The sequence below is a fragment of the Amycolatopsis sp. lyj-109 genome (assembly GCF_046548995.1).
In the GTDB taxonomy this organism is placed as follows: domain Bacteria; phylum Actinomycetota; class Actinomycetes; order Mycobacteriales; family Pseudonocardiaceae; genus Amycolatopsis.
Window position 1 is genome coordinate 74,671 of sequence record NZ_JAJPWR010000034.1, and the last position, 19,847, is coordinate 94,517.

The 19,847-nt window shown below is 72.1% G+C and carries 15 protein-coding genes; 8 read left to right on the forward strand and 7 right to left on the reverse strand.

Translation table 11 applies throughout. The features are described 5' to 3' along the window. Positions 1-22 precede the first annotated feature (22 nt). From ACLJQF_RS43905 to ACLJQF_RS43930, 6 genes are all read right to left on the reverse strand, one after another. Positions 23-1,495, reverse strand: a complete 1,473-nt coding sequence (locus ACLJQF_RS43905) for a DUF6350 family protein (RefSeq protein ID WP_410616247.1) — start codon at positions 1,493-1,495, stop codon at positions 23-25. A gap of 136 nt (positions 1,496-1,631) precedes the next feature. After that, positions 1,632-2,417 carry a DUF5336 domain-containing protein gene (locus ACLJQF_RS43910; protein ID WP_410616248.1) on the reverse strand — a complete coding sequence of 262 codons (786 nt, stop codon included), beginning with the start codon at positions 2,415-2,417 and terminating at the stop codon, positions 1,632-1,634. A gap of 210 nt (positions 2,418-2,627) precedes the next feature. Next, positions 2,628-3,518 carry a succinate--CoA ligase subunit alpha gene (gene sucD, locus ACLJQF_RS43915; RefSeq protein WP_410616249.1) on the reverse strand — a complete coding sequence of 297 codons (891 nt, stop codon included), beginning with the start codon at positions 3,516-3,518 and terminating at the stop codon, positions 2,628-2,630. 2 nt (positions 3,519-3,520) lie between these two features. Continuing rightward, positions 3,521-4,690: an ADP-forming succinate--CoA ligase subunit beta gene (sucC, locus tag ACLJQF_RS43920; RefSeq protein WP_410616250.1), complete on the reverse strand. Its 1,170-nt coding sequence runs from the start codon at positions 4,688-4,690 to the stop codon at positions 3,521-3,523. Positions 4,691-4,808: 118 nt separating this feature from the next. Continuing rightward, positions 4,809-5,132 (reverse strand): cobalamin-dependent protein, encoded by a 324-nt coding sequence (locus tag ACLJQF_RS43925; RefSeq protein ID WP_410616251.1) that lies wholly within the window; start codon positions 5,130-5,132, stop codon positions 4,809-4,811. Continuing rightward, positions 5,129-6,820, reverse strand: a complete 1,692-nt coding sequence (locus ACLJQF_RS43930) for a hypothetical protein (RefSeq protein WP_410616252.1) — start codon at positions 6,818-6,820, stop codon at positions 5,129-5,131. The genes ACLJQF_RS43925 and ACLJQF_RS43930 overlap by 4 nt, the downstream gene beginning before the upstream one ends. A 1,302-nt stretch (positions 6,821-8,122) precedes the next feature. Here ACLJQF_RS43930 and ACLJQF_RS43935 point away from each other — a divergent pair. Continuing rightward, positions 8,123-8,803 (forward strand): M23 family metallopeptidase, encoded by a 681-nt coding sequence (locus tag ACLJQF_RS43935; protein ID WP_410616253.1) that lies wholly within the window; start codon positions 8,123-8,125, stop codon positions 8,801-8,803. A 1,012-nt stretch (positions 8,804-9,815) separates the two neighbouring features. On the opposite strand, the gene pcrA is transcribed toward ACLJQF_RS43935, so the two are convergent. After that, complete coding sequence (gene pcrA, locus ACLJQF_RS43940) at positions 9,816-12,233, reverse strand: DNA helicase PcrA (protein ID WP_410616254.1); 2,418 nt, start codon at positions 12,231-12,233, stop codon at positions 9,816-9,818. 182 nt (positions 12,234-12,415) lie between these two features. Between pcrA and ACLJQF_RS43945 the strand changes: the two genes are divergently transcribed. The 7 genes from ACLJQF_RS43945 (at position 12,416) to ACLJQF_RS43975 (ending at position 19,725) form a co-directional block, all read left to right on the forward strand. Next, entirely contained in the window at positions 12,416-12,841 is a 426-nt protein-coding gene (locus ACLJQF_RS43945; RefSeq protein WP_410616255.1) for a DUF1707 domain-containing protein, read from the forward strand. 161 nt (positions 12,842-13,002) lie between these two features. Then, on the forward strand, positions 13,003-13,299 hold the full coding sequence (locus tag ACLJQF_RS43950) for a chorismate mutase (RefSeq protein ID WP_410616256.1): 297 nt from the start codon (positions 13,003-13,005) through the stop codon (positions 13,297-13,299). 64 nt (positions 13,300-13,363) lie between these two features. Beyond that, entirely contained in the window at positions 13,364-13,678 is a 315-nt protein-coding gene (locus ACLJQF_RS43955; protein ID WP_043786325.1) for a hypothetical protein, read from the forward strand. 337 nt (positions 13,679-14,015) lie between these two features. Next, on the forward strand, positions 14,016-15,647 hold the full coding sequence (locus ACLJQF_RS43960; protein WP_410616257.1) for a hypothetical protein: 1,632 nt from the start codon (positions 14,016-14,018) through the stop codon (positions 15,645-15,647). Between the two features lie 272 nt (positions 15,648-15,919). Further along, positions 15,920-16,780, forward strand: coding sequence for a hypothetical protein (locus ACLJQF_RS43965; protein ID WP_410616258.1), 861 nt, complete (start codon positions 15,920-15,922; stop codon positions 16,778-16,780). A gap of 214 nt (positions 16,781-16,994) precedes the next feature. Further along, positions 16,995-18,617, forward strand: coding sequence for a protein kinase domain-containing protein (locus ACLJQF_RS43970; RefSeq protein ID WP_410616259.1), 1,623 nt, complete (start codon positions 16,995-16,997; stop codon positions 18,615-18,617). Between the two features lie 13 nt (positions 18,618-18,630). Further along, a complete protein-coding gene (locus tag ACLJQF_RS43975) occupies positions 18,631-19,725 on the forward strand; it encodes a serine/threonine-protein kinase (protein ID WP_410616263.1) in 1,095 nt (364 codons plus the stop codon). Positions 19,726-19,847 lie beyond the last annotated feature (122 nt).

The window sequence follows — 19,847 nt, forward strand, 5'->3', positions numbered from 1 at the left end:
CTTCACCAGGGTCGCGTCAACCCTAACGGTCGGTCTCGTCCGGCTCGACGTCGCCGCAGGTCTCGGTGCCTCCGGTCACAGCTCCGTCCTCCCCAGGGGCACTTTCACGTGAAAGTGCCCCGTCCTCGGGGGTGACTTCGGCTGGTTCGGCGTCGGCCTCGGCTTCGAATTCCGCGTCCTTGGCGGCGAGCTCCTCGTCCTCTTCGGACGCTTCGAGTTCCTCGACGGCTTCGGCGGCTTCTTCGGGGTCGATGTCGTCGGCGTCCTCGAAGGCTTCGTTGTCTTCGAGCGCTTCCGGTGGTGGCGCGGGCGGCTCGTGCTCGCCCGCGAAGAACGCGACGAACGACCCCGGGATGACGATCCAGCAGAACGCGACGATCGAGGCGACGCCGACGGGGACGCTCACCGGGTCGAACGGGCCGTCGCCGAGCCGGCCGCCGGAGAGGGTGCCCAGCACGACGCAGCCGAGCGCGACCACCGCACCGGCGACGGCGACGGTGCGGATGCGCTGCGCCGGATCGGGGTCGACCTTGCGCAGCGACCAGCCGGCCAGCGCGCCGGCCGCCGCGGGCAGCACCAGCAGCGCCGGCCACCAGGCCGCGTGGTGCTCGGGCAGGCCGCCGAGCAGCGGGACAGCGGGCACGGCGCCGCCGCGGTAGCCGAACATGCCGACGGCGAGCGGCCCGATCGAGAACCCGGGCCCGGTGACGAAGGACAGCGCGGCCGTCACGGCGTTCGGCAGGTACAGCATTGAAAGCAGGAAGAGCCCGGAACTGGTGCCGAACCCGGGTTCGTAGGTGCCGGACACCGTCGCCCACGACAGCCCGGTCGCGACGGTGAACACGGCGGCACCGCAGGCCACCAGGACGGCCAGGCTCATCGCGCCGGCCCGCAGCCCGCGCAGGGCGAGCGGGTCGAGGCGGTCCGCGACGGCGTCCGGCAGCCCGCACGATCGGGTGATTCCGGCCGCCGACGCCGCGGCGGCGAGCAGACCGGGCACGACGAAGGCCGTCAGGGGGTTCGCCGTCACCGGTGAGCCCTGCGCGCAGAGCGCGATGACGAGCCCGAACACCGCGTGCGCACCGGTGATCGTGATCAGCACCGGCACGGCTTCGCCGAACGACCGGCAGCCGAGGCGGCGGGCGGCGCCGGACGCCGTCCGCACGGCGAGCGTGACCACGCCCAGCGTCGGCAGCAGCGGCAGCATCCCGAGCGGGTGACCGCCGATGTCGAGGCGCACCTGGTGCGCGGCGAGCCAGCCCGGGCCGGCGGCCAGCAGCACGCCGGTGCCGGAGAAGGCGGTGCGCCCGGCGGTGAGGGCGACCAGGGCCAGCACGGTCGCGACGGCGGCGTAGCCGGTGACCAGCGGGCCGAGGGCGGCGGCGAGGAGCGTCCGCAGCCGGGACGCCGGGGCGGGCGCGACACCGGGGCCGGGACCGGCCACCGCTTCACCCGGCGGCTGGGGGTCGTCGGTGAGCAGCTCCATGATCCGCACCCTGACATCCGCGCTGCTCCGTCCGGGTGAGCCACGCCGCCGCCGGGCGGACCGGCTCACCCGGACGGGTCACCTCGAACGCGAAACACCCGCTGTGACACACAGCGTCACAGCGGGTGTTCGAGGTGGGGCTGCCTCAGTGTGTCTTGCCGAAGCCACCGGGCGGCGTGCCCGGGTTCTCCGGCGGCGGCTGCTGGAAGAACTGGCCCTGCTGCGGGGCGTACGTCGTGGCCTGCTGGGTCGGCGGCGGGGTGGTCGCCGGCGGGTTCGGCGAGCCGTACTGGCCCGGCTGCGAGAACGGCGCCGACGGCTCACCGGTCGCGGCGACCGGCCCCGGCCCGTGGCCCGGCTGGCCGAACTGCTGACCGGGCTGACCCTGCTGGCCGTACTGCTGCTGTCCCGGCTGGCCGTATTGGCCGCCGTAGGACGGCGCGGCGGGCTTGGGCGACGGCGGCTTGATCACGTCGTGCGCGATCAGCAGCGCGCCGGCCGCGGCGAGCATCTGCAGGATCGCCAGGATCAGGATGACGGTGACGATGCCGGGCGAGGTCTGCATCCCGACGAGGGTGTCCAGGACCTCGAGCGCGCCGAGGACGCTGAACAGCGCCGCGAACGGCAGCGTCTTCGGGCCCTTGGGCAGCGCGTGCATCGCGGCGAGCAGGCCGCCGCCGAGCAGGAACGTCCCGCCGAGACCGACTTCGCCGTTGTCGGAGAAGCCGAGGAAGTACTGCACGAGGCCGAGGCCGGCGACGACCAGGGCGAGCAGCAGCGGCAGGTTCTGCGGCAGGCCGGCACCGCCGGAGGACGCCTGGTGCGAATGCGGCTGCTGCTGCTGCGACGGGAAGCCACTGGACGGCGGTCCGGGGGGCTGCTGGCCGCCACCCTGCTGGGGGTAGCCGGGCCCACCGCTGGGGAAGGTCATCGGATGCACTCCTGTCGGTTCGACCGGCACTCCGGGCGCGCACGGGCGCCCGGAAGAAAGACGAGGCGGCTTGTGTGCGCAGAACGCTAGCGCACTCCGAGGCCGTCAGCCCACCAGACGTGTGAATCCCCCGCCCGGTTTCGTGCCGGAACGAGGAAAGGCCGGGCACCGTGTGCGGTGCCCGGCCCTACCAGGAGTTACTCCCCAACCTCAGCCGAGGTTGTTGTACAGCTCACGCGCGAGGACGGCGGTCTCGCTCGGGGTCTTGCCGACCTTGACGCCGGCGGCCTCGAGGGCCTCCTTCTTCGCGGCGGCCGTGCCGGAGGAGCCGGAGACGATGGCGCCGGCGTGGCCCATGGTCTTGCCCTCGGGCGCGGTGAAGCCCGCGACGTAGCCGACGACCGGCTTCGTCACGTTGTCCTTGATGTAGGCCGCGGCGCGCTCTTCGGCGTCGCCACCGATCTCGCCGATCATCACGATGACCTTGGTCTCGGGGTCCGCCTCGAACGCCTCGAGGGCGTCGATGTGCGTGGTGCCGATGATCGGGTCACCGCCGATGCCGACCGCGGTGGAGAAACCGATGTCCCGCAGCTCGTACATCATCTGGTAAGTCAGCGTGCCGGACTTCGACACGAGACCGATCTGGCCCGGGCCGGAGATGTCGGCCGGGATGATGCCGGCGTTCGACTTGCCCGGGCTGATCACGCCGGGGCAGTTCGGGCCGATGATGCGGGTCGTGCCGCCCTTGGCGACGGCGTGGGCCCAGAAGTAGGCCGAGTCGTGCACCGGGATGCCCTCGGTGATCACCACGGCGAGCGGGATCTCGGCGTCGATCGCCTCGAGGACCGCGTCCTTGGCGAACTTCGGCGGCACGAAGATGACCGACACGTCGGCGCCGGTCTCCTTGATCGCCTCTTCGACGGTGCCGAAGACCTTGAGGTCCTTGCCCTCGATGGTGACGGTCTGGCCGGCCTTGCGGGCGTTGACGCCACCCACGATGTTCGTGCCGGACTTCAGCATCTTGGTCGCGTGCTTCATGCCCTCGGAGCCGGTGAGCCCCTGCACGATGACCTTGCTGTTCTCGTTCAGGAAGATCGACATCTTCACGCACCTGCCGCGGCGAGCTCGGCAGCCTTGTCGGCCGCGTTGTCCATTGTGTCCACCACGGTGACCAGCGGGTGGTTCGCGTCGGCCAGGATCTGGCGACCCTCGACGACGTTGTTGCCGTCCAGGCGGACGACCAGCGGCTTGGCGGCCTCGTCACCCAGGATCTTCAGGGCCTCGACGATGCCGTTCGCCACCGCGTCGCAGGCGGTGATGCCGCCGAAGACGTTGACGAAGACGCTCTTCACGTCGGGGTCGTTGAGGATGACGTCCAGCCCGGCCGCCATGACCTCGGCCGACGCGCCGCCGCCGATGTCGAGGAAGTTCGCCGGCTTCACGCCGCCGTGCTTCTCGCCCGCGTACGCCACGACGTCCAAAGTGGACATCACGAGGCCCGCGCCGTTGCCGATGATGCCGACCTGGCCGTCGAGCTTGACGTAGTTGAGGTTCTTGGCCTTGGCCTTCGCCTCGAGCGGGTTCTCCGCGTCCTTGTCCACCAGGGCCTCGTGGCCCGGCTGGCGGAAGTCCGCGTTCTCGTCGAGGGTGACCTTGCCGTCGAGGGCGATGATCTTGTCCTGCGGGTCACGGACCAGCGGGTTGACCTCGACCAGGGTGGCGTCCTCGGAGACGAAGGTCTCCCAGAGCTTCACGACGACGTCGGCGGCTTCGTCGATGATGTCGGCCGGGAAGTTGCCGGCCTTCAGGATCTCGAGCGCCTTCGCCTTGTCCACACCGGCGATCGCGTCGACGGGGATCTTCGCGAGCGCTTCGGGGCGCTCGACCGCGAGCTGCTCGATCTCCATGCCGCCCTCGGAGGACGCCATCGCCAGGAAGGTCCGGTTGGACCGGTCCAGCAGGAAGGAGAAGTAGTACTCGGACGCGATGTCCGAGGCTTCGGCCACGAGCACGCGACGCGTGATGTGGCCCTTGATGTCGAGGCCGAGGATGGCTTCCGCCTTCTCCTTCGCCTCGTCCGGCGTCTGGGCCAGCTTGACGCCGCCCGCCTTACCGCGGCCGCCGACCTTCACCTGCGCCTTGACGACGACCTGGTTACCGATCTGCTCCGCGGCGGCCTTGGCTTCTTCGGGGGTGCTTGCCACGGCACCCGGCAGAACCGGTACTCCGTGGGCGGCGAAGAGATCCCTCGCCTGGTACTCGTAGAGGTCCACTACTCCAGTCTCCTGACGACACGCCACTGCAGGTGGTCCGCGACCGGACCGCGCTGTCGGACCAGTCGAGGTTAGCGACCTGCGCAGACGCAGGGGACTCCGCACCTGGTGAAGTCCGTCACCGTGCGCGGTCAGACGGTGCGTCACCGGTGTGAGTCCGCCCACCGGCAAGCCGTTTCACCACTTCCGGAGCGGTCTCGGCCGTGAAGACGGGGACGCCGCCGAGCGCGTCTTCGAGGTCTTCGGGCGGAGCGGCGCCGAGCACGCCGACCGCGTCCGGATCCTCCTGTTCGGCGGTGCGGAGGATCTGCTCGACGGTGGCGACGGGGCCGGCGTGGACGACCTCCACGCCGTCGTCGCGCAGGACACGGGCCAGTGCGGCGGCGGCCGGGTCGGGCCCCTCGAACTCCACGAGCAGCACCCGGAGGCACGCACGGCTCACGGGCGTCCCCGGTGACTCACTGCCATCCCGGCCGCGAGCAGGAGGGCGCCCGTGGCGGCGAGCGCGACCCAGAACCCGGTGGCGGGGCCGGCACTGCCGAGCGAGCCGCCGACGAGCGGCAGCTCCGCGGCGTGCAGGGCGGTGAGCAGGGCGGCGCCGGCGAGCAGGGCGGCCGCGGGCTTCGGCCGCGACCGCGTCGCGAGCGCGGCCGCGCCGGCGACGACCACGGCGGCGGTCAGCAGCCCCCACGACGGCGTGTCGAGGTGGGACCAGAGGCCGGCGGCGACGTACCCGGGGACGGCGAAGACGGGCAGCCCGAACGCGGCGACGGCCAGGACCGCGCCGGCCACGACGGGGGCGAGCACGGTGCTCCGGGTGGCGCCTTCTCCGGCGTCTTCGCGTTCGACGACACCGGTGCCGACAGCGGCGAGCGCGGTCAGGGCGGCGAGCACGAGCGCGGCGAACGTCCAGGCGGCGCCGGCCCCGAGGTCGTAGGTGAAAACGGGAGCGGCCGTGCCCCCGAAGCCGGCGAGGTTGCCGGCCTGGGTGGCGGTCAGGGCGGTGTTGAGGACGGCCGTGCCGGCCAGGAGGATCCCGGCCCAGGCGACCCCGAGCACCGGCCGCGCGACGGCGGCGGTCTTCGGGAGGAGCACGCCGGCGGCGGGAACGGCCAGCACGATCGCGGCGACGAGCAGGAACCACCGGGCGGGACTGTCGGCGGCGCCACTGACCGGCGCGGTGGCGCCCGGGTTCAGCGCGGTGACGGCGACCTGCGGCGCGAAGGCGCCGATGAGCGCGGCGACCGCGGTGGCGAGGCCGAGCAGGCCGGTGGTGAGGCGCCACCAGAAGAGACCGGGGAGGGTGGCGCTGCCGGCGAGGTCGGTTTTTTCGGTGCTGTCACCGCTTTCGGTGAGCCGGGTGCCGGCCAGGCCGGCGACGACGGCCATCGCGACGAGCACGAGCGCGGGTCCCCAGGTGACACTCAGATCATCCCGGAAGAGCCCGGCGAGAACGGGCGGCAGGGCCACCCCGAAGGCGGCGGCGGCCAGCCCGCCGAGCGCACCCCGGGCCACGTGCTCGGCCGGAGCGGCGAGCGCGAGCACGGCGGCCAGCGGCAGGGCGGCGGCTAGGAGGAGGTACCCGCCGAGGGCGAGCCCCGGCCCTTCGAAGGCGCCGCGGGCGAGCAGGAAGCCGTTGGCGGAGTGGACGGGAGCGGTGAGCAGCCCGGCCCCGGCGACGACGGCGAGCAGCGGGACGAGCAACCGCCAGCGCCGCCGTTCGGGTTCGTCCTGGCTCCGGAGGGCCCGCCAGGCGACAACGCCGGCAGCCGCGGTCAGGACGTGCCCGGCGACGAGCAGCCAGAACCCGGCACCGACGGCGGAGCCGCCGACGAACCGATCGGCGAGGTAGAGCTCCGGCCGGATGGCGAGGGGGCCGTTGACGGCGAACTGGAGGTCGAGCAGCAGACGGCCGGGGGCGAGGGCGGCCAAGCCGAGGATGAGACCGCCGCCGAGGCCGGGCTTTCCGGAGGTGGCGAACCAGCCGGCGACGATGGCGGGCGCGAGCGCGAGGAGGCCGAGCCACGGCCAGCTGGTGAACCCGGGAGCGGCGGCGGGCGAGACGTGGACGACGGCGGCGGCGGTGAGAGCGACGGCGCCGAGGACGGCCAGGGCGAGGGCGGCTTTCAAGACGCCGGAGGGCTGGGTTTCGGTGTCGTCGGCCCAGGGCTCACTCTGATTGCCGGCTGAGGTGTCGGGGGTTTGCGGCCGGCCGGGAGTGGGCCGGGTAGCCCGGCTTGGCTGCGCCGGGTTGCCGGGTGGTTGAGCGGTTCGGCCCGCCGACGTGGGTTTGGCGGAACCGCCTGTGGCGGCTTGTGGGGCTCCGGCAATTCTGCCGGCGGCGGCAGGGACGGGCCGGGTCGGCTCACCGGACTGGACGGCGTTCCTGGCATCACCCGCGGAGGCGGCGGAGTTTTCGGGCGCTCCCGGTATGCCTCCCGCAGCAGGCACCGGCCGCGTCGGCTCACCGGACTGGACGGCGCTCCCGGCATCACCCGCGGAAGCAGCGGGCTCTTCGGGCGCTCCCGGTATGCCTCCCGCAGCAGGCACCGGCCGCGTCGGCTCACCGGACTGGTCGGCGCCGGCAGAAGCTGCGGAAATTCCGGAAGCACGCGCGGGCCCGCCTGCAGGGGCGGCGGAGACTCCGGGCACACCTCCGCCGGCAGGCACGGGGCGCGTCGGTGCGTCGGAACCCGGTGCGCTCGCGCCCGGGGCGGCGGATGCCGGCGCAGGCTCGGCCGGACCGGCCGCCGGGGCTTGGCCGGTGGGGTGGTTCGGGGCTGTGTTGCCCGAACCGTGGTTGCCCGAACCGTGCGCCTCGGGTTCTTGGCGGGGGCCGGGGGTGCTTCCGGTGGGGGGCTCTGCGCGTGGGGGCATATTGCCCGCGACGCTAGCAAGGCCGGACCACCCGGGAGCCGTCGGCGGGCGCGAGTCGTCGGATGCGCTTCAACCCTCCTCCGCAATCCGTTATTCCGCCCTTCGAGGGCTACGGGAGGGTCGTTGGGCCCTTTGGGGGACGTTCACCATCCGTTCAGCCTGTAAGGCAAGTCACACCGAACGCCGTAAACCCCCTCTAACTTTAGGTGATTGCCACAGGTGAGCGCGCTGTCGGCGCCACCCGATCGGCCCACAGCGAGGGCACGCCTTGCCGACAGCGGTACCCCTTCGTTACTGTCCCGGGGTCCCCATTACAGTCAGGTCACGAAGTAGGACGCCGAGCAAACCACCCCCGAGGTTGGCTCACCGGGTTCCCCCGCCCGCAGTCCTCGACCCGGCTCCCCGACGATGGAAGGCCCTGTCTTGGCTTCACACCGCTCCCCCGGCGGCCAAGCTCCTTCCCCGGCATTGAAGGACGCACTGGAAGGTGCGGTCGTTCGTGTCCGGGGTGCGCACCGCATCGCCCCGCCCTCTTCGGCCCTTCGCGGCCGTGTCGTGGTTGCCGCCGTTGCGGCTGGTGCGTTCGCCGCTGCTGCTGCGGGCTCGACCCTCAAGACAGTCACCGATTCCGACACCGCCATCACCCCCCTGGCCAACAGCCAGGACGCCAGCGCTTCGCTGACCGCGGGAGGTGCGGGCTCCGGGGGCGCCCCGGAACTCCTGCCGACCGGCCACGCCGCCGACGCCTCCGCCGAGGCCGCCAAGCTCGCCGACAGCGCCTCCGTCACGCAGGCCCGCGAGCAGCGCGAAGCCGACGCCGCCAAGAAGGCCGCCGAAGAAGCCGCTCGTCCCAAGACCTGCCTGCCCGCGCACGGCACCTTCACCTCGGGCTTCGGTGCCCGGTGGGGCACGAGCCACCTCGGCATCGACATCGCCAACGCCATCGGCACCCCGATCTACGCCGCTTCGGACGGCACCGTGATCGAGGCCGGCCCCGCCAGCGGTTTCGGCCTCTGGGTGCGGGTCCAGCTCGACGACGGCACGATCCAGGTCTACGGCCACATGAACAGCTTCTCCGTCAAGGAGGGCCAGAAGGTCAAGTGCGGCCAGCAGATCGCCGAGATCGGCAACCGCGGCCAGAGCACCGGCCCGCACCTGCACTTCGAGGTGTGGCAGAACGGCACCAAGAAGATCGACCCCCGGCCCTGGCTGGCCCAGCGCGGCATCGTCCTCTGATCCGTTCGCTCCCAGCACGGAAGCAAGCACCACTCGCCGAAACCCGGCCGTAGAGCGACCATCCGCTCCGGCCGGGACATCGCGGGCAGCACCGGCCGCCGAAGAGCGCTGAAGGCACTCGCTCCGCCGAGCCGCTCGAGTGCTGGAACCGGTCACAAGATCAAGGTTCACCACTGCGGGCCAAACACAAACACCCGGATCGGGTACGTCTCCGCCGTCCGGCGAAAGCGCCTCGGACGGCTCGGACAACCGAGGCGACCGGACGGCATCGAACGGTTCCGGCAAGATCGTTTCCCCGCGAGCGCCGGCCGCGCGAAGCCTCTCCGGGCCCGGCTCGAACTCGACGCCGAAAGCAAACTCGACGCCGAAAGCATCGGTCACCGGAACCGCCTCAGACCGAGCCGAGACCCGCCGGACGACCGGAACCACCCCCAGGCCGGGAAAAACCGCCCACAGACGCCTCAGCGCCCGCAACCACCTACCGCTGTCCGTCCGGTAAACGCCGGATGAAGTACGCCACCGCGACCTGCCACACCGTGCACAGTTCCGCCGGGCGGCGGACCGGCAGCCGGCCCCAGGGCACCTCTCCCCGCGCGACTCCCGCGGAGCGGACACGCCCGGCACTCCGGGCCCTGGTCGTCCAGCGGCGTCCCCGGCCGCAGGTGACACAGCGCCAACAGGTGACGCATTGCCCGTCCGCGCCGAGCTCGTGCTGCCTGAGCAACGCTCGCCAGGCGGCGGCCAGCCGGCACGCCTCCGCTCCTGCACGCGAAGGAACTCCTGAAGTCCCCGCAGGTTCCCGACCCCGATCCGGAACCGTCGTCCCCAGGACTCCTCGCAGGTATTTTTGTACCCCTTCGGCCAGCAGCCCAAACAGCACCGCGTCCACACCACACTACCCCCTCCGTCGAACCTTTGTTCGATCGCAGAGTCAGTTCTACCGGGTGGGTACGACGATTCCGGCGGCGATCGGGGAGATCGCCGCCGGGTTCACTCGGACGAGTGGCGCTAGTTAGAGCTTCACCATCGGGACGCTGCCGATGAGCATCAGGCGGACCTTGCCCGCCGCACCGAAGTCGATGGTCGCCGTCGCGCGCGGGCCGACGCCGTCACAGGAGACCACCGTGCCGAGGCCGTACTTGTCGTGGCTGACGCGGTCGCCGACGTCCAGCTTCAGCGCCACCGTGTCCTTCCAGCCCTTGCCGAACGACGGCGTGCCCGACGACGAAGACGGCGAGGAAGACCGCCGGCCGCCCCAGGTGGTCGCCGCCCGCGGGGTGCCACGCGAGCCCGAACCGAACGAACCGAAGCCGCTGCTGGACGGCTCCAGCCGCCGCCAGTCGACCAAGTCCGGTGGCAGCTCGTCGAGGAACCGCGAAGCCGGGTTCATCGACGGCTGGCCCCACGCCGACCGCGTGATCGCGCGCGAGACGTACAACCGCTTCCTGGCGCGCGTGATCGCGACGTACGCGAGCCGTCGTTCCTCGGCCAGCTCCGTCGGGTCGCCCAGCGCGCGCATGTGCGGGAAGACGCCGTCTTCCCAGCCGGTGCAGAACACCACCGGGTACTCCAGGCCCTTCGCGGTGTGCACGGTCATCAGCGTGACCACGCCCGCACCGCCGTCGCCTTCCTCGCCGCCGTCGGGCGACGGCACCGAGTCGGCGTCCGCGACCAGCGACACGCGCTCCAGGAACGCCGGCAGCGAGCCTGGCGCCGGGACGCCGTCCTCGACGACCAGCTCGGCGTTCTCGTCCGCGACGACCGCGGCGGTGATTTCGGTGAACTCGCGGGCCACGGTGACGAGCTCGTCCAGGTTCTCCACGCGGGTGTGGTCCTGCGGGTCTTCCGACTCCTCGAGTTCCACGCGGTAGCCGGTCTTCTCCAGCACGGCTTCCAGGACGTCGTGCACCTCGGCGCCGTCCGAAATCAGCGTGCCCAGCTCGTCGAGCAGCCCCACGAAGCCGCCGATCGCCTTGACCGAGCGCGGGTTCAGCAGCGGCACCCGGCCCTCGACCGCGTCCCGCAGCGCCTGCGCGAAGGAGATGCGCTCGCGCTCGGCGTGCGTCGCCACGACGGCTTCGGCGCGGTCGCCGATGCCGCGCTTGGGCACGTTCAGCACGCGTCGCAGGCTGACCGTGTCCTCCGGGTTCGCCAGCACGCGCAGGTAGGCGATCATGTCGCGGACTTCGCGCCGCTCGTAGAACCGCACGCCGCCGACGACCTTGTACGGCAGGCCGAGCCGGATGAAGATCTCTTCGAAAACGCGGGACTGGTTGTTGGTGCGGTAGAAGACGGCGACGTCGGAGTAGTCCGTTTCGCCCTTCTCCGCCAGCGCGTCGATCTCGCCCGCGACGAACGCGGCTTCGTCGTGGTCGTTGTCCGCGACGTAGCCGACGATCTTCTCGCCGTCGCCCGCGTCCGTCCACAGCCGCTTCGCGCGGCGGTTGGGGTTCCGCTCGATGACGGCGTTGGCCGCGTTCAGGATCGTCTGCGTGGAACGGTAGTTCTGCTCCAGCAGGATGGTGTGCGCGTTCGGGAAGTCCCGCTCGAACTCCTCGATGTTGCGGATCGTCGCGCCGCGGAAGGCGTAGATCGACTGGTCCGCGTCACCGACGACGACCAACTCGGCCGGCTCGACGCCCGATTCGTTCGGCGCGGTCCCGGCCAGTTCGCGGACCAGCGTGTACTGCGCGTGGTTCGTGTCCTGGTACTCGTCGACCAGCACGTGGCGGAACCGCCGCCGGTAGTACTCGGCGACGTCCGGGAACGCCTGCAGCAGCGAGACCGTGCGCATGATGAGGTCGTCGAAGTCGAAGGCGTTGGCCTGGTTGAGCCGCCGCTGGTACTCGACGTAGACCTCGGCGACGCGGCGCTCGAGGTCGTTGCCCGCGTTCGCCGCCGCGGTCTCCGGGTCGGTGAGCTCGTTCTTCAGGTTCGAGATGTGCACGGCGAGCGTGCGCGCGGCGTAGCGCTTCGGGTCGATGTCCAGATCCCGGGCCACCAGGGTGATCAGCCGCTTGGTGTCGTCGGAGTCGTAGATGGAGAAGCTCGACGACATGTCCAGGATTTTGGCTTCACGGCGCAGGATCCGGACGCACATCGAGTGGAACGTCGACACCCACATCGCGTTCGCGCGGCGCCCCACGAGCGCGGCGACGCGCTCGCGCATTTCGGCGGCGGCCTTGTTGGTGAACGTGATCGCCATGATTTCGCCGGGGTGCACGCGGCGCTGCCCGAGCAGGTAGGCGATCCGGCGGGTCAGCACCCGGGTCTTGCCCGATCCCGCGCCCGCCACCACCAGCAGCGGGCCACCGGCGTGGGTGACGGCTTCGCGCTGGGCGGGGTTGAGGTCGTCGAGCAGCTCGGCCTGCCCGCCGGCGGCGGGCTTGCGCACAGGGGTCGCGGCGGGGAGATCGAAGAGGGTGTCCATCGTGGCGTCCACGCTACCCCGGGCGGGTGGGAGTGCGGCACAGCGTCCGAGCCCGCGGGCCGGTGCTTCGGCGGGGGTGCTCGGCCAGGGACGGGCCGGGGCGGCTACGGCGGTGGGCGTAGCGCCGGATGTCGCCTGCCGTCCGACGCGCCGCGCCCGTTCCGCGCGGAGCATCGGCGGACATGGAAGACACCAGCTCCGCCCGCATCCGGGCCGCCGACGCCGATCGCGAACGCGTCGCCACCGCCGTCCAGACCGCCGGTTCCGAAGGCCGGCTCACCCTCGACGAGGTCGAAGAGCGCCTCAGCAGCGTCTACGCCGCGCGGTTCACCGACGAACTCGCCGCGCTCACCACCGACCTGCCGCGGCCCGCGCCGCCGTCACCCGGTTTCCCGCTGAGCCGGGCGGCGCTGCGGCGCCATCCCGCGCTGCGCGGGCACCTCGCCGTCGTGGTCGCGATCGCCGTGCTGTTGGTCGTCCGCTGGGCGGTGCTGGGCGCCGGGTTCTTCTGGCCGGCGTTCCCACTGTTCTGGCTCGGGGTGAGCCTTCTGGTGCACGCCCGGGTGCGCTCGGTCCGGGAGCTGCCCCGCGCCGCTGTGCCATACTGACTGCATGCGGCACCACGCGATGCGATTTTTCTACGGGATCCGGACTCCGGCTCCCGTGATCGCGTAGTGCCCGAACCGCCATCACGCCAGCCCCGGAGTCCACGGACCCGGGGCTGTCGTCGTCCCTGGGGCCGGGTCCGGGCTTCGAGGAAGAGGTCCCGATGAACGCACACGCGACGAACGCCGACGGCCAGCCCACCGAGCACACCCCCGCGGGCGACGACATCGCGTCGCTCCGGGAGGAGATCGACTGGCTGGACAAGGAGATCCTGCGGTTGGTCAAACGCCGGGTCGAGGTGTCCAAGACGATCGGGGCCGCGCGGATGGCCGCGGGTGGCACGCGCATCGTCTACAACCGCGAGATGGACGTGCTCGCGCGCTACCGCGAGCTCGGCCCGGAAGGCCGGCAGTTGGCCATGGCGCTGCTGAACCTGGGCCGCGGGCGGCTCGGCCGGTAACGGTTGCTCGAATTCGGGGACTTCCCCGAGGCACCGGTGGCCCCGGTGCAGGCAGACTGGGGTCATGGACTGGCTCGTGAACCTCATCGCCGTCATCGTCGCGCTCGTGAGCGTGCTGGCCGCGCTGGGCCATGTGGGGTATCTGGCGTTGCTCAACAACGCGGCGGGTAAGCGGGCCGGGGGTGCTCCGGTCGCGCAGTACGTCAAGAGCCGGTGGGCCGTTGCGGGCGGTACCACCGCGGCCTCGCTGTTCGCCTGGTTGCTCACGGCCGGAGGACCGACGCTGGACGTTTTCGCGATCATCGTCGCGGCCGGTAGCGGCGTGGTGGCGACGAAGGCGCTGCAATCCACGCGGGACCGTTACCGCACGGGAGGCTGAAACTCCTGATCAGGGGCGATGGCACTGCGTGAAACTTCGCAGCGTCACCATCGCCCGTTCGGTCGCGCCCGACCGAGTGAAACCTCTGCAACTTGCAGGTTTGGGGGCGACTTTCTCCGCCGGATGCTCCTAGGGTTGACGTCGTGAGGACCCTTGCGTCTGGGTCGGGCGATGCCCGTTGTCGGACGCGCGGGGGCATCGGCCCCGCGCGTCCGCAGTCGCGTGCGCGTGCATTTGCGCAGGATTCCGAACAGGATTCCGCGCGTGAGGGTGCTCCGATCGGGTCGTCCTGCCGCCGGATGGCGTCAGGACCGCACCGCCGGGTGGTCGAGCTCACATGAGCCAAGGCACGGAGTTCCACGGACGCGCGACGGCGCCCGCGCATCCCGGGCGGCACCGGCGCGGCAGCGCGGAGAGCTGGACGCCACCGCTGCCGCAGCACCGCCCGGTGCGCCACCACGCGGCCGGGGGTGCACCGGGGCCCGATTCTCCGGGCTCGCGCCAGCACGAGCCGGGCGAGCCGCCGGAGGGAGGCGCCTACCCGTTGCGGCACTACGGATCGCCGGAATCCGGCCCCCATCCACTGCGGCGCTACGGAGCGGCCGAACCGCACGAATCCGGCCCCCGGCCCCTGCGGCACCGCGGACCGGCCGACCCACCCGGATCCGGGTCACTTCCGCGGCAGCACCACGCCCCGGCCGAGCCGCACGAATCCGGCTCCCACCCTCGGCAGCACCACGCCCCGGCCGGGGCGTCGGAGGGCGACAGCCACCCTTTCCGGCGCCGCACCGCCGAGCCCGCACCGGGCGGGCCGTCGATGTCCGGTTCCCTTCCCCGGCCGCACCACGCACCGGGTGAACCGCCGGAGGACGGCAACCACCCTTTTCGGCGCGGGAGCACCGAGCCCGCTCCGGCCGATCCGCCGGTGTCCGGATTGCTGCCGCTGCCGCAGCCGCGTGACCGGCGGCCCGGGGCCCCGCTCTTCCCCGCCTCGCACGGGAGTCTCCCGCTGGACACCTTCGAAGATCCCGAAGACCCCGAAGACGGCGAGCCCGCTCCGGACGAGCCGGTGGTCGCCGAAAGCCATGCCGAGCAGGTCGCCCGGCGTACCCGGGTCTCGCTGGCCGCGCCCGCGCCTCGGTGCGTCGACCTCGACGAAGACGACGTCCGCGTCTACTCCGCTCCTCCCCTCGACGGCCTCGGCGGCTTCACCATCGGGTCCGTTCCCGCGTCGGTGACGCCGCCGAAGACGTGGCGGAAGGCGGCCTGGTTCGCCACCGGTGCGTCCGGTGCCGTGGTCGTCGGGCTGCTCTGCGCCGGGTCCTTCCTGGTCGGGAAACCGCCGATGGACCAGGCCGTGCAGGGTGCCTGGCCGGGCTACCAGGGCGTGCCGACGATCGCCGATCCCACCGGTGAGCACCGGCCGCCCACACAGGGCGGCTCGGCGGCCGGACCGGAGAGCGCGTCCCGGCCGGACGACGCCTCCGGGAAGACCGCGAGCGGCGGCGGTGCCGGGCCGGTCGACGACGCGGCCGCCCCGGCCGCCGGGGACACCGCCGCCCCCGAGACGGCGACGACCGGGCCCGCCGGCCCGAGCGCGACGCCGCGGAAGCCGCCGGTGACGCCCGCCCAGCGCGAAACCCCGGTCAAGCCACCGTGGTGGTACTCCTTCCCGCCGGACGCCCAGACCATGGGGGACAACTCGGAGAAGTTCTTCAACACCGTCACCACCGACCCGGCCGCGGCGTCGTCGGTGACCACCGGTCACCTGCACGACCAGGGGCCGCAGGCGCTCGCCGACCGGTACGCCGGCGTCGCCTACTTCGAAGTCAAGAAGGTCAGCATCGACCAGCAGCGCGGCGTCACGGTCAACACCGTCGAGGTCACCCACACCGACGGGACCAAGACGCTCGAGGAGCGCACGCTGACCTTCGGCGATGGCGACAAGATCACCTCTGACGGCCAGTAACCGATCCTGCACGTGCGGTTCGCCCGTTCTGATGCACGTGCGGTGCGCCGAGCGGTTATGCCTGGTCCGGGTGGGTGACATAAGCTGCCGCTCGTCGTGTTGCGACGGCATTCCGGCGACAGAGCCTGGTGGTCGCCGTCCGCACAGGGTTACCTGACGACAGCGAATCCGACAGTGAATCCCAAGACCGGCCACGAGCCGGCCGACCGGACCAACGGCAGCCCGGCCGAACGGCCGAGTGACCGTCCCCGGAACCCAGAGCGAGGACTTTCGTGCTTGATCGGCAGCGCACACGGCGTGAGTCACCCCACGCCGTCCGCGTCGAGGACGTCATCCCGGCCGAGATCCTGGACGGCGTCGCCGACGCCGACCGTGACCATCTCGAGCAGGTCTTCCGCGACCCGCAACGGTTCCTGCCGGCGCGCACCGAGCCGGTCCGCGAACCGGCGCAGGCCGAAGACGCCGGCGAGCCGGAAAGCCGGTTCGCGCGCCGCGCGAAGCTGACCGGACTGGTCGCCGCGGGTGCGCTCGTCGCCGGCGCCGTGATCGCCGCGCCGATGCTGACCAGCTCCCACCGCGCCGTCTCCTCTTCCGGCGGCCAGTCCACGCCCGCCGGGTTCACCGGCGCGGCGGAGCTCGGCGGCCTCGCCGTCCCGCAGCACCAGGCCGGCGGCAGCGCGCCGGAGCGGCACAGCCCGGCGACGCCGGGCACGCAGGCCGAGGACACCTCAGCCGACCGGCCGGCGAACGGCACCCCGCGCACCCAGCCGCCGTCGGACGCGGCCACCCCGGTCCCGGACAAGGCCGCCGACGCGCGCAGCGCGAGCCGCAAGATCCAGGCCGTCAAGGACTTCTACGCCAAGATCGCGCGTGACTCGGCGGGCGCGCTGGCGCTGCTGAGCCCGGCGCTGGTCGACGGCACGGCAGGCGAGCTGGTCCGCACCTGGAGCGCGATGGACGCCATCGACGTCCAGGAAGCCGACACGCAGATCAAGCCGGACGGCTCGATCCTCGCGGTCGCGACGCTGCACCGGCCGGACGGCGCGCTGGTGCGCGTCACCCAGCTGTTCCGCGTCGCCGACACCGGTGGGTTGATCACCGAAGCCGAGCTCGTCTCGGCTCAGTACATGTAGCCCACCGCGATCACCCGTTCACCCGTGGCTCAAGTGCCTGTGCCGGATTCGTGTGCGCAGAGTGAGCGCCTAGCCTAGTCACGGGCCGGTCTCGGAATAGCCGGTTCAGAGCCCACGACATGTGCATACGCTCCAGCGAAGTGGCGTGCTCGTGGCCGCGTCACCAGGCACGATCCTCACGCCCTGGTGAACTCGGAGCCCAAAGGGAGGTCGCGTGAGCGACGAGGGTCGTCTGGTCGCCGACAGGTACCGCATCGTCGGCCGGATCGGCACGGGCGCGATGGGTGCCGTCTGGCAGGCGCACGACGAGGTCCTTGGCCGCACCGTGGCCATCAAGCAGCTCCTGCTCCAGCCGCACCTGGACCAGCACGACGCCGAGGACGCCCGTCAGCGGACGATGCGCGAGGGCCGGATCGCGGCCCGGCTGCACCACCCCAACGCGATCTCCGTGTTCGACGTCGTCACCGACGACAACGGGCAGCCGTGCCTGATCATGGAGTACCTCAACTCCACCAGCCTGGCCGCCGTGCTGCAGGAACGCCGCACGCTGCCGCCGACCGAGGTGGCGCGCATCGGCGCCCAGGTCGCCGCGGCGCTGCGCGAGGCGCACGCGGTCGGCATCGTGCACCGCGACATCAAGCCGGGCAACATCCTCCTCGGCGCCAACGGCGTCGTGAAGATCACCGACTTCGGCATCTCGCGGGCCAAGGACGACGTCACGGTCACCAAGACCGGGATGATCGCCGGCACCCCGGCCTACCTGGCCCCCGAAGTCGCCATCGGCGGCGACCCCGGGCCGGAGTCCGACGTCTTTTCCCTCGGCTCCACGCTCTACGCGGCGTGCGAGGGCCAGCCGCCGTTCGGGCTCTCCGAGAACACGCTGAGCCTGCTGCACGCGGTCGCGGCCGGGCAGATCAACCCGCCGCGCCAGTCCGGGCCGCTGGCCAGCGTGCTGGCCGTGCTGCTGCACCCGGAAATCGAGCACCGGCCGACCGCCGAAGAGTGCGAAGAGCTGCTTGCGGCCGTCGCCCGGGGCGAGCTGCCGCTCGGCGGCCCGGCCGACGAGACCATGATGGCGCCGTCCGCCGGCGTCCTCGGCGCGGCCGCCGTCGCCGACCCGAACGCGACGCAGATGTTCGACGAGATCCCCGCGGGCCACTCGGGCACGCTGCTCGGCGGCAGCGCCCCGACGCAGGCCGTGCCGTTCTACGACGATGACGACTACCCGGAGGCCACCGGCTACCCGGAGGACGACTACGACGGGTACGACCACTACCGCGAGGACGACCGCCACGCGGCCGGGGGCGTGCCGCCCGGGCTGGCCGCGACCCGCGCCGTGCCGGTGCCGCCGCACGAGCAGCACGGGTACGAGGACGACTACGACGATTACGACGACGAGCCCGAGCCGCCCCCGGTCCGGTCGCGTCCGCAGGTGAGCCCGGTCGACGAGGACGACGACGGGAAGCCCGGCGCGTGGAAGCGCCCGGCGATCATCGGCGGCATCGTGGTCGTGGGCCTGGTCGCGCTCGTCGTCTGGTTGCTGAGCCCGAACAACCCGGAGGCGCCGGCCTCGCCGGTGTCCACCCCCAAGCCGTCGCCCGTCGCGACGTCGGAGACGCCGCCGCCGACGACGGAGGACGACGTCAGCACGGCCGATGTGCCGCCTCCGGTGACGGAGTCGACGTCGTCGTCGAAGCGGGCGACGACGTCGCGGAACACCGAACCGGCGCAGACATCCACGCCGAAGTCGACTCCGAAGACGACGCCGCCTACGGAGTCGACTCCGGAAACGACGCCCACCACGCCGGTGCCGCCAACCACTCCCACGACGCCGTAACCCGAGGTATGTGTTGAGTTCCGAAGGCACCATCGTCGGCGGCCGATTCCGGCTGGACCAGCCGATCGGCCGCGGCCGCGCGGGCATCGTGTGGCTCGCGTTCGACACGCGGCTGTTCCGCACCGTCGCGATGAAGCGGATGTACCTGCCGGTCGGCGCGGGCGAGCGCGCCGAGCAAGCGCGCGCCGCCGCGATGCAGGAGGGCAAGGACGCGGCGCGGATCGAGCACCCGTCCGCGATCAAGGTGTTCGACGTGCTGCCGGAAGGCCAGGACGTCTGGCTGGTGATGGAGTACATCCCGTCGCGCAGCATGGCGACGTTCCTCGCCGAGCACGGCCGGCTCACCCCCGACCAGGCGGCGCAGCTGGGCATCCAGCTCGGGAACGCACTGGCGGCCATCCACGCGGCCGGGTTCGTGCACCGCACCCTCGAGCCGGGCACCGTGCTGCTGGCCGACGACGGCGGCGTCAAGCTCACCGACATCGGGATCAGCGGCGGCGGGCCGAGCCCGGCGTACGTGGCGCCCGAGGTCGCGCGCGGCCTGCCGGGCACGCCGGCGGCGGACGTCTTCTCCCTCGGCGCGACGCTCTACACCTCGGTGGAGGGCGTGCCGCCGTTCGGGGACGACGGCCAGTCGTCCGAACGCCCGCCGCAGAACTCGGGCGTCCTGACCGAGGCGCTGCGCAAGATGCTGCGCACGGACCCGGTCACGCGGCCGACGATGGCCGACACCGTCCACTCGATGCAGGCGATCACCGAAGGCCGCGAAACGGCGTTCATCCCGCCGACCGCGCCCGGCATGCCGCCGCCCCCGCCACCGCCCTTCAACCCGGGCCTGGCGCCCGCGGCGCCGCCGATGCCGCCGTCGGGACCGCAGTTCCAGCAGGCGATCCCGGTCGCCGCCCCCGGCTGGTCCGGGGCGGAGGAGACGCAGCGGATGCAGCCGGTGCCGCCGCCGACGCAGTACGCGCCGCCGCCGGTGCCGGCCGCCGGGCCGCAGGCCCAGGCGTGGAACCTGCCGGTGTCGAAGAAGACGCTGGTCACCGTGGCCGCGATCCTCGTCGCGGTGCTGGTCGGCATCCTCGTCACGGAGCTGTTCTTCGTCTAGTGCCGTGGCTGGTGGTCGTGAGTGGTAATTCGGGTTCTAACCCGAATTACCACTCACGACCAGCTGCGGCAGATCGGCAGGCCGGCGTCCAGGATTGTCCTGGCAGGCTGTCTTCGGCCGCA

What these genes read in the sequence shown, in the direction of transcription:
- ACLJQF_RS43910 (WP_410616248.1), bottom strand. Translation starts at nt 2,417, where the DNA reads ATGACCTTCCCCAGCGGTGGGCCCGGCTACCCCCAGCAGGGTGGCGGC.
- sucD (WP_410616249.1), bottom strand. Translation starts at nt 3,518, where the DNA reads ATGTCGATCTTCCTGAACGAGAACAGCAAGGTCATCGTGCAGGGGCTC.
- pcrA (WP_410616254.1), bottom strand. Translation starts at nt 12,233, where the DNA reads ATGGACACCCTCTTCGATCTCCCCGCCGCGACCCCTGTGCGCAAGCCC.
- ACLJQF_RS43945 (WP_410616255.1), top strand. Translation starts at nt 12,416, where the DNA reads ATGGAAGACACCAGCTCCGCCCGCATCCGGGCCGCCGACGCCGATCGC.
- ACLJQF_RS43950 (WP_410616256.1), top strand. Translation starts at nt 13,003, where the DNA reads ATGAACGCACACGCGACGAACGCCGACGGCCAGCCCACCGAGCACACC.
- ACLJQF_RS43955 (WP_043786325.1), top strand. Translation starts at nt 13,364, where the DNA reads ATGGACTGGCTCGTGAACCTCATCGCCGTCATCGTCGCGCTCGTGAGC.
- ACLJQF_RS43960 (WP_410616257.1), top strand. Translation starts at nt 14,016, where the DNA reads ATGAGCCAAGGCACGGAGTTCCACGGACGCGCGACGGCGCCCGCGCAT.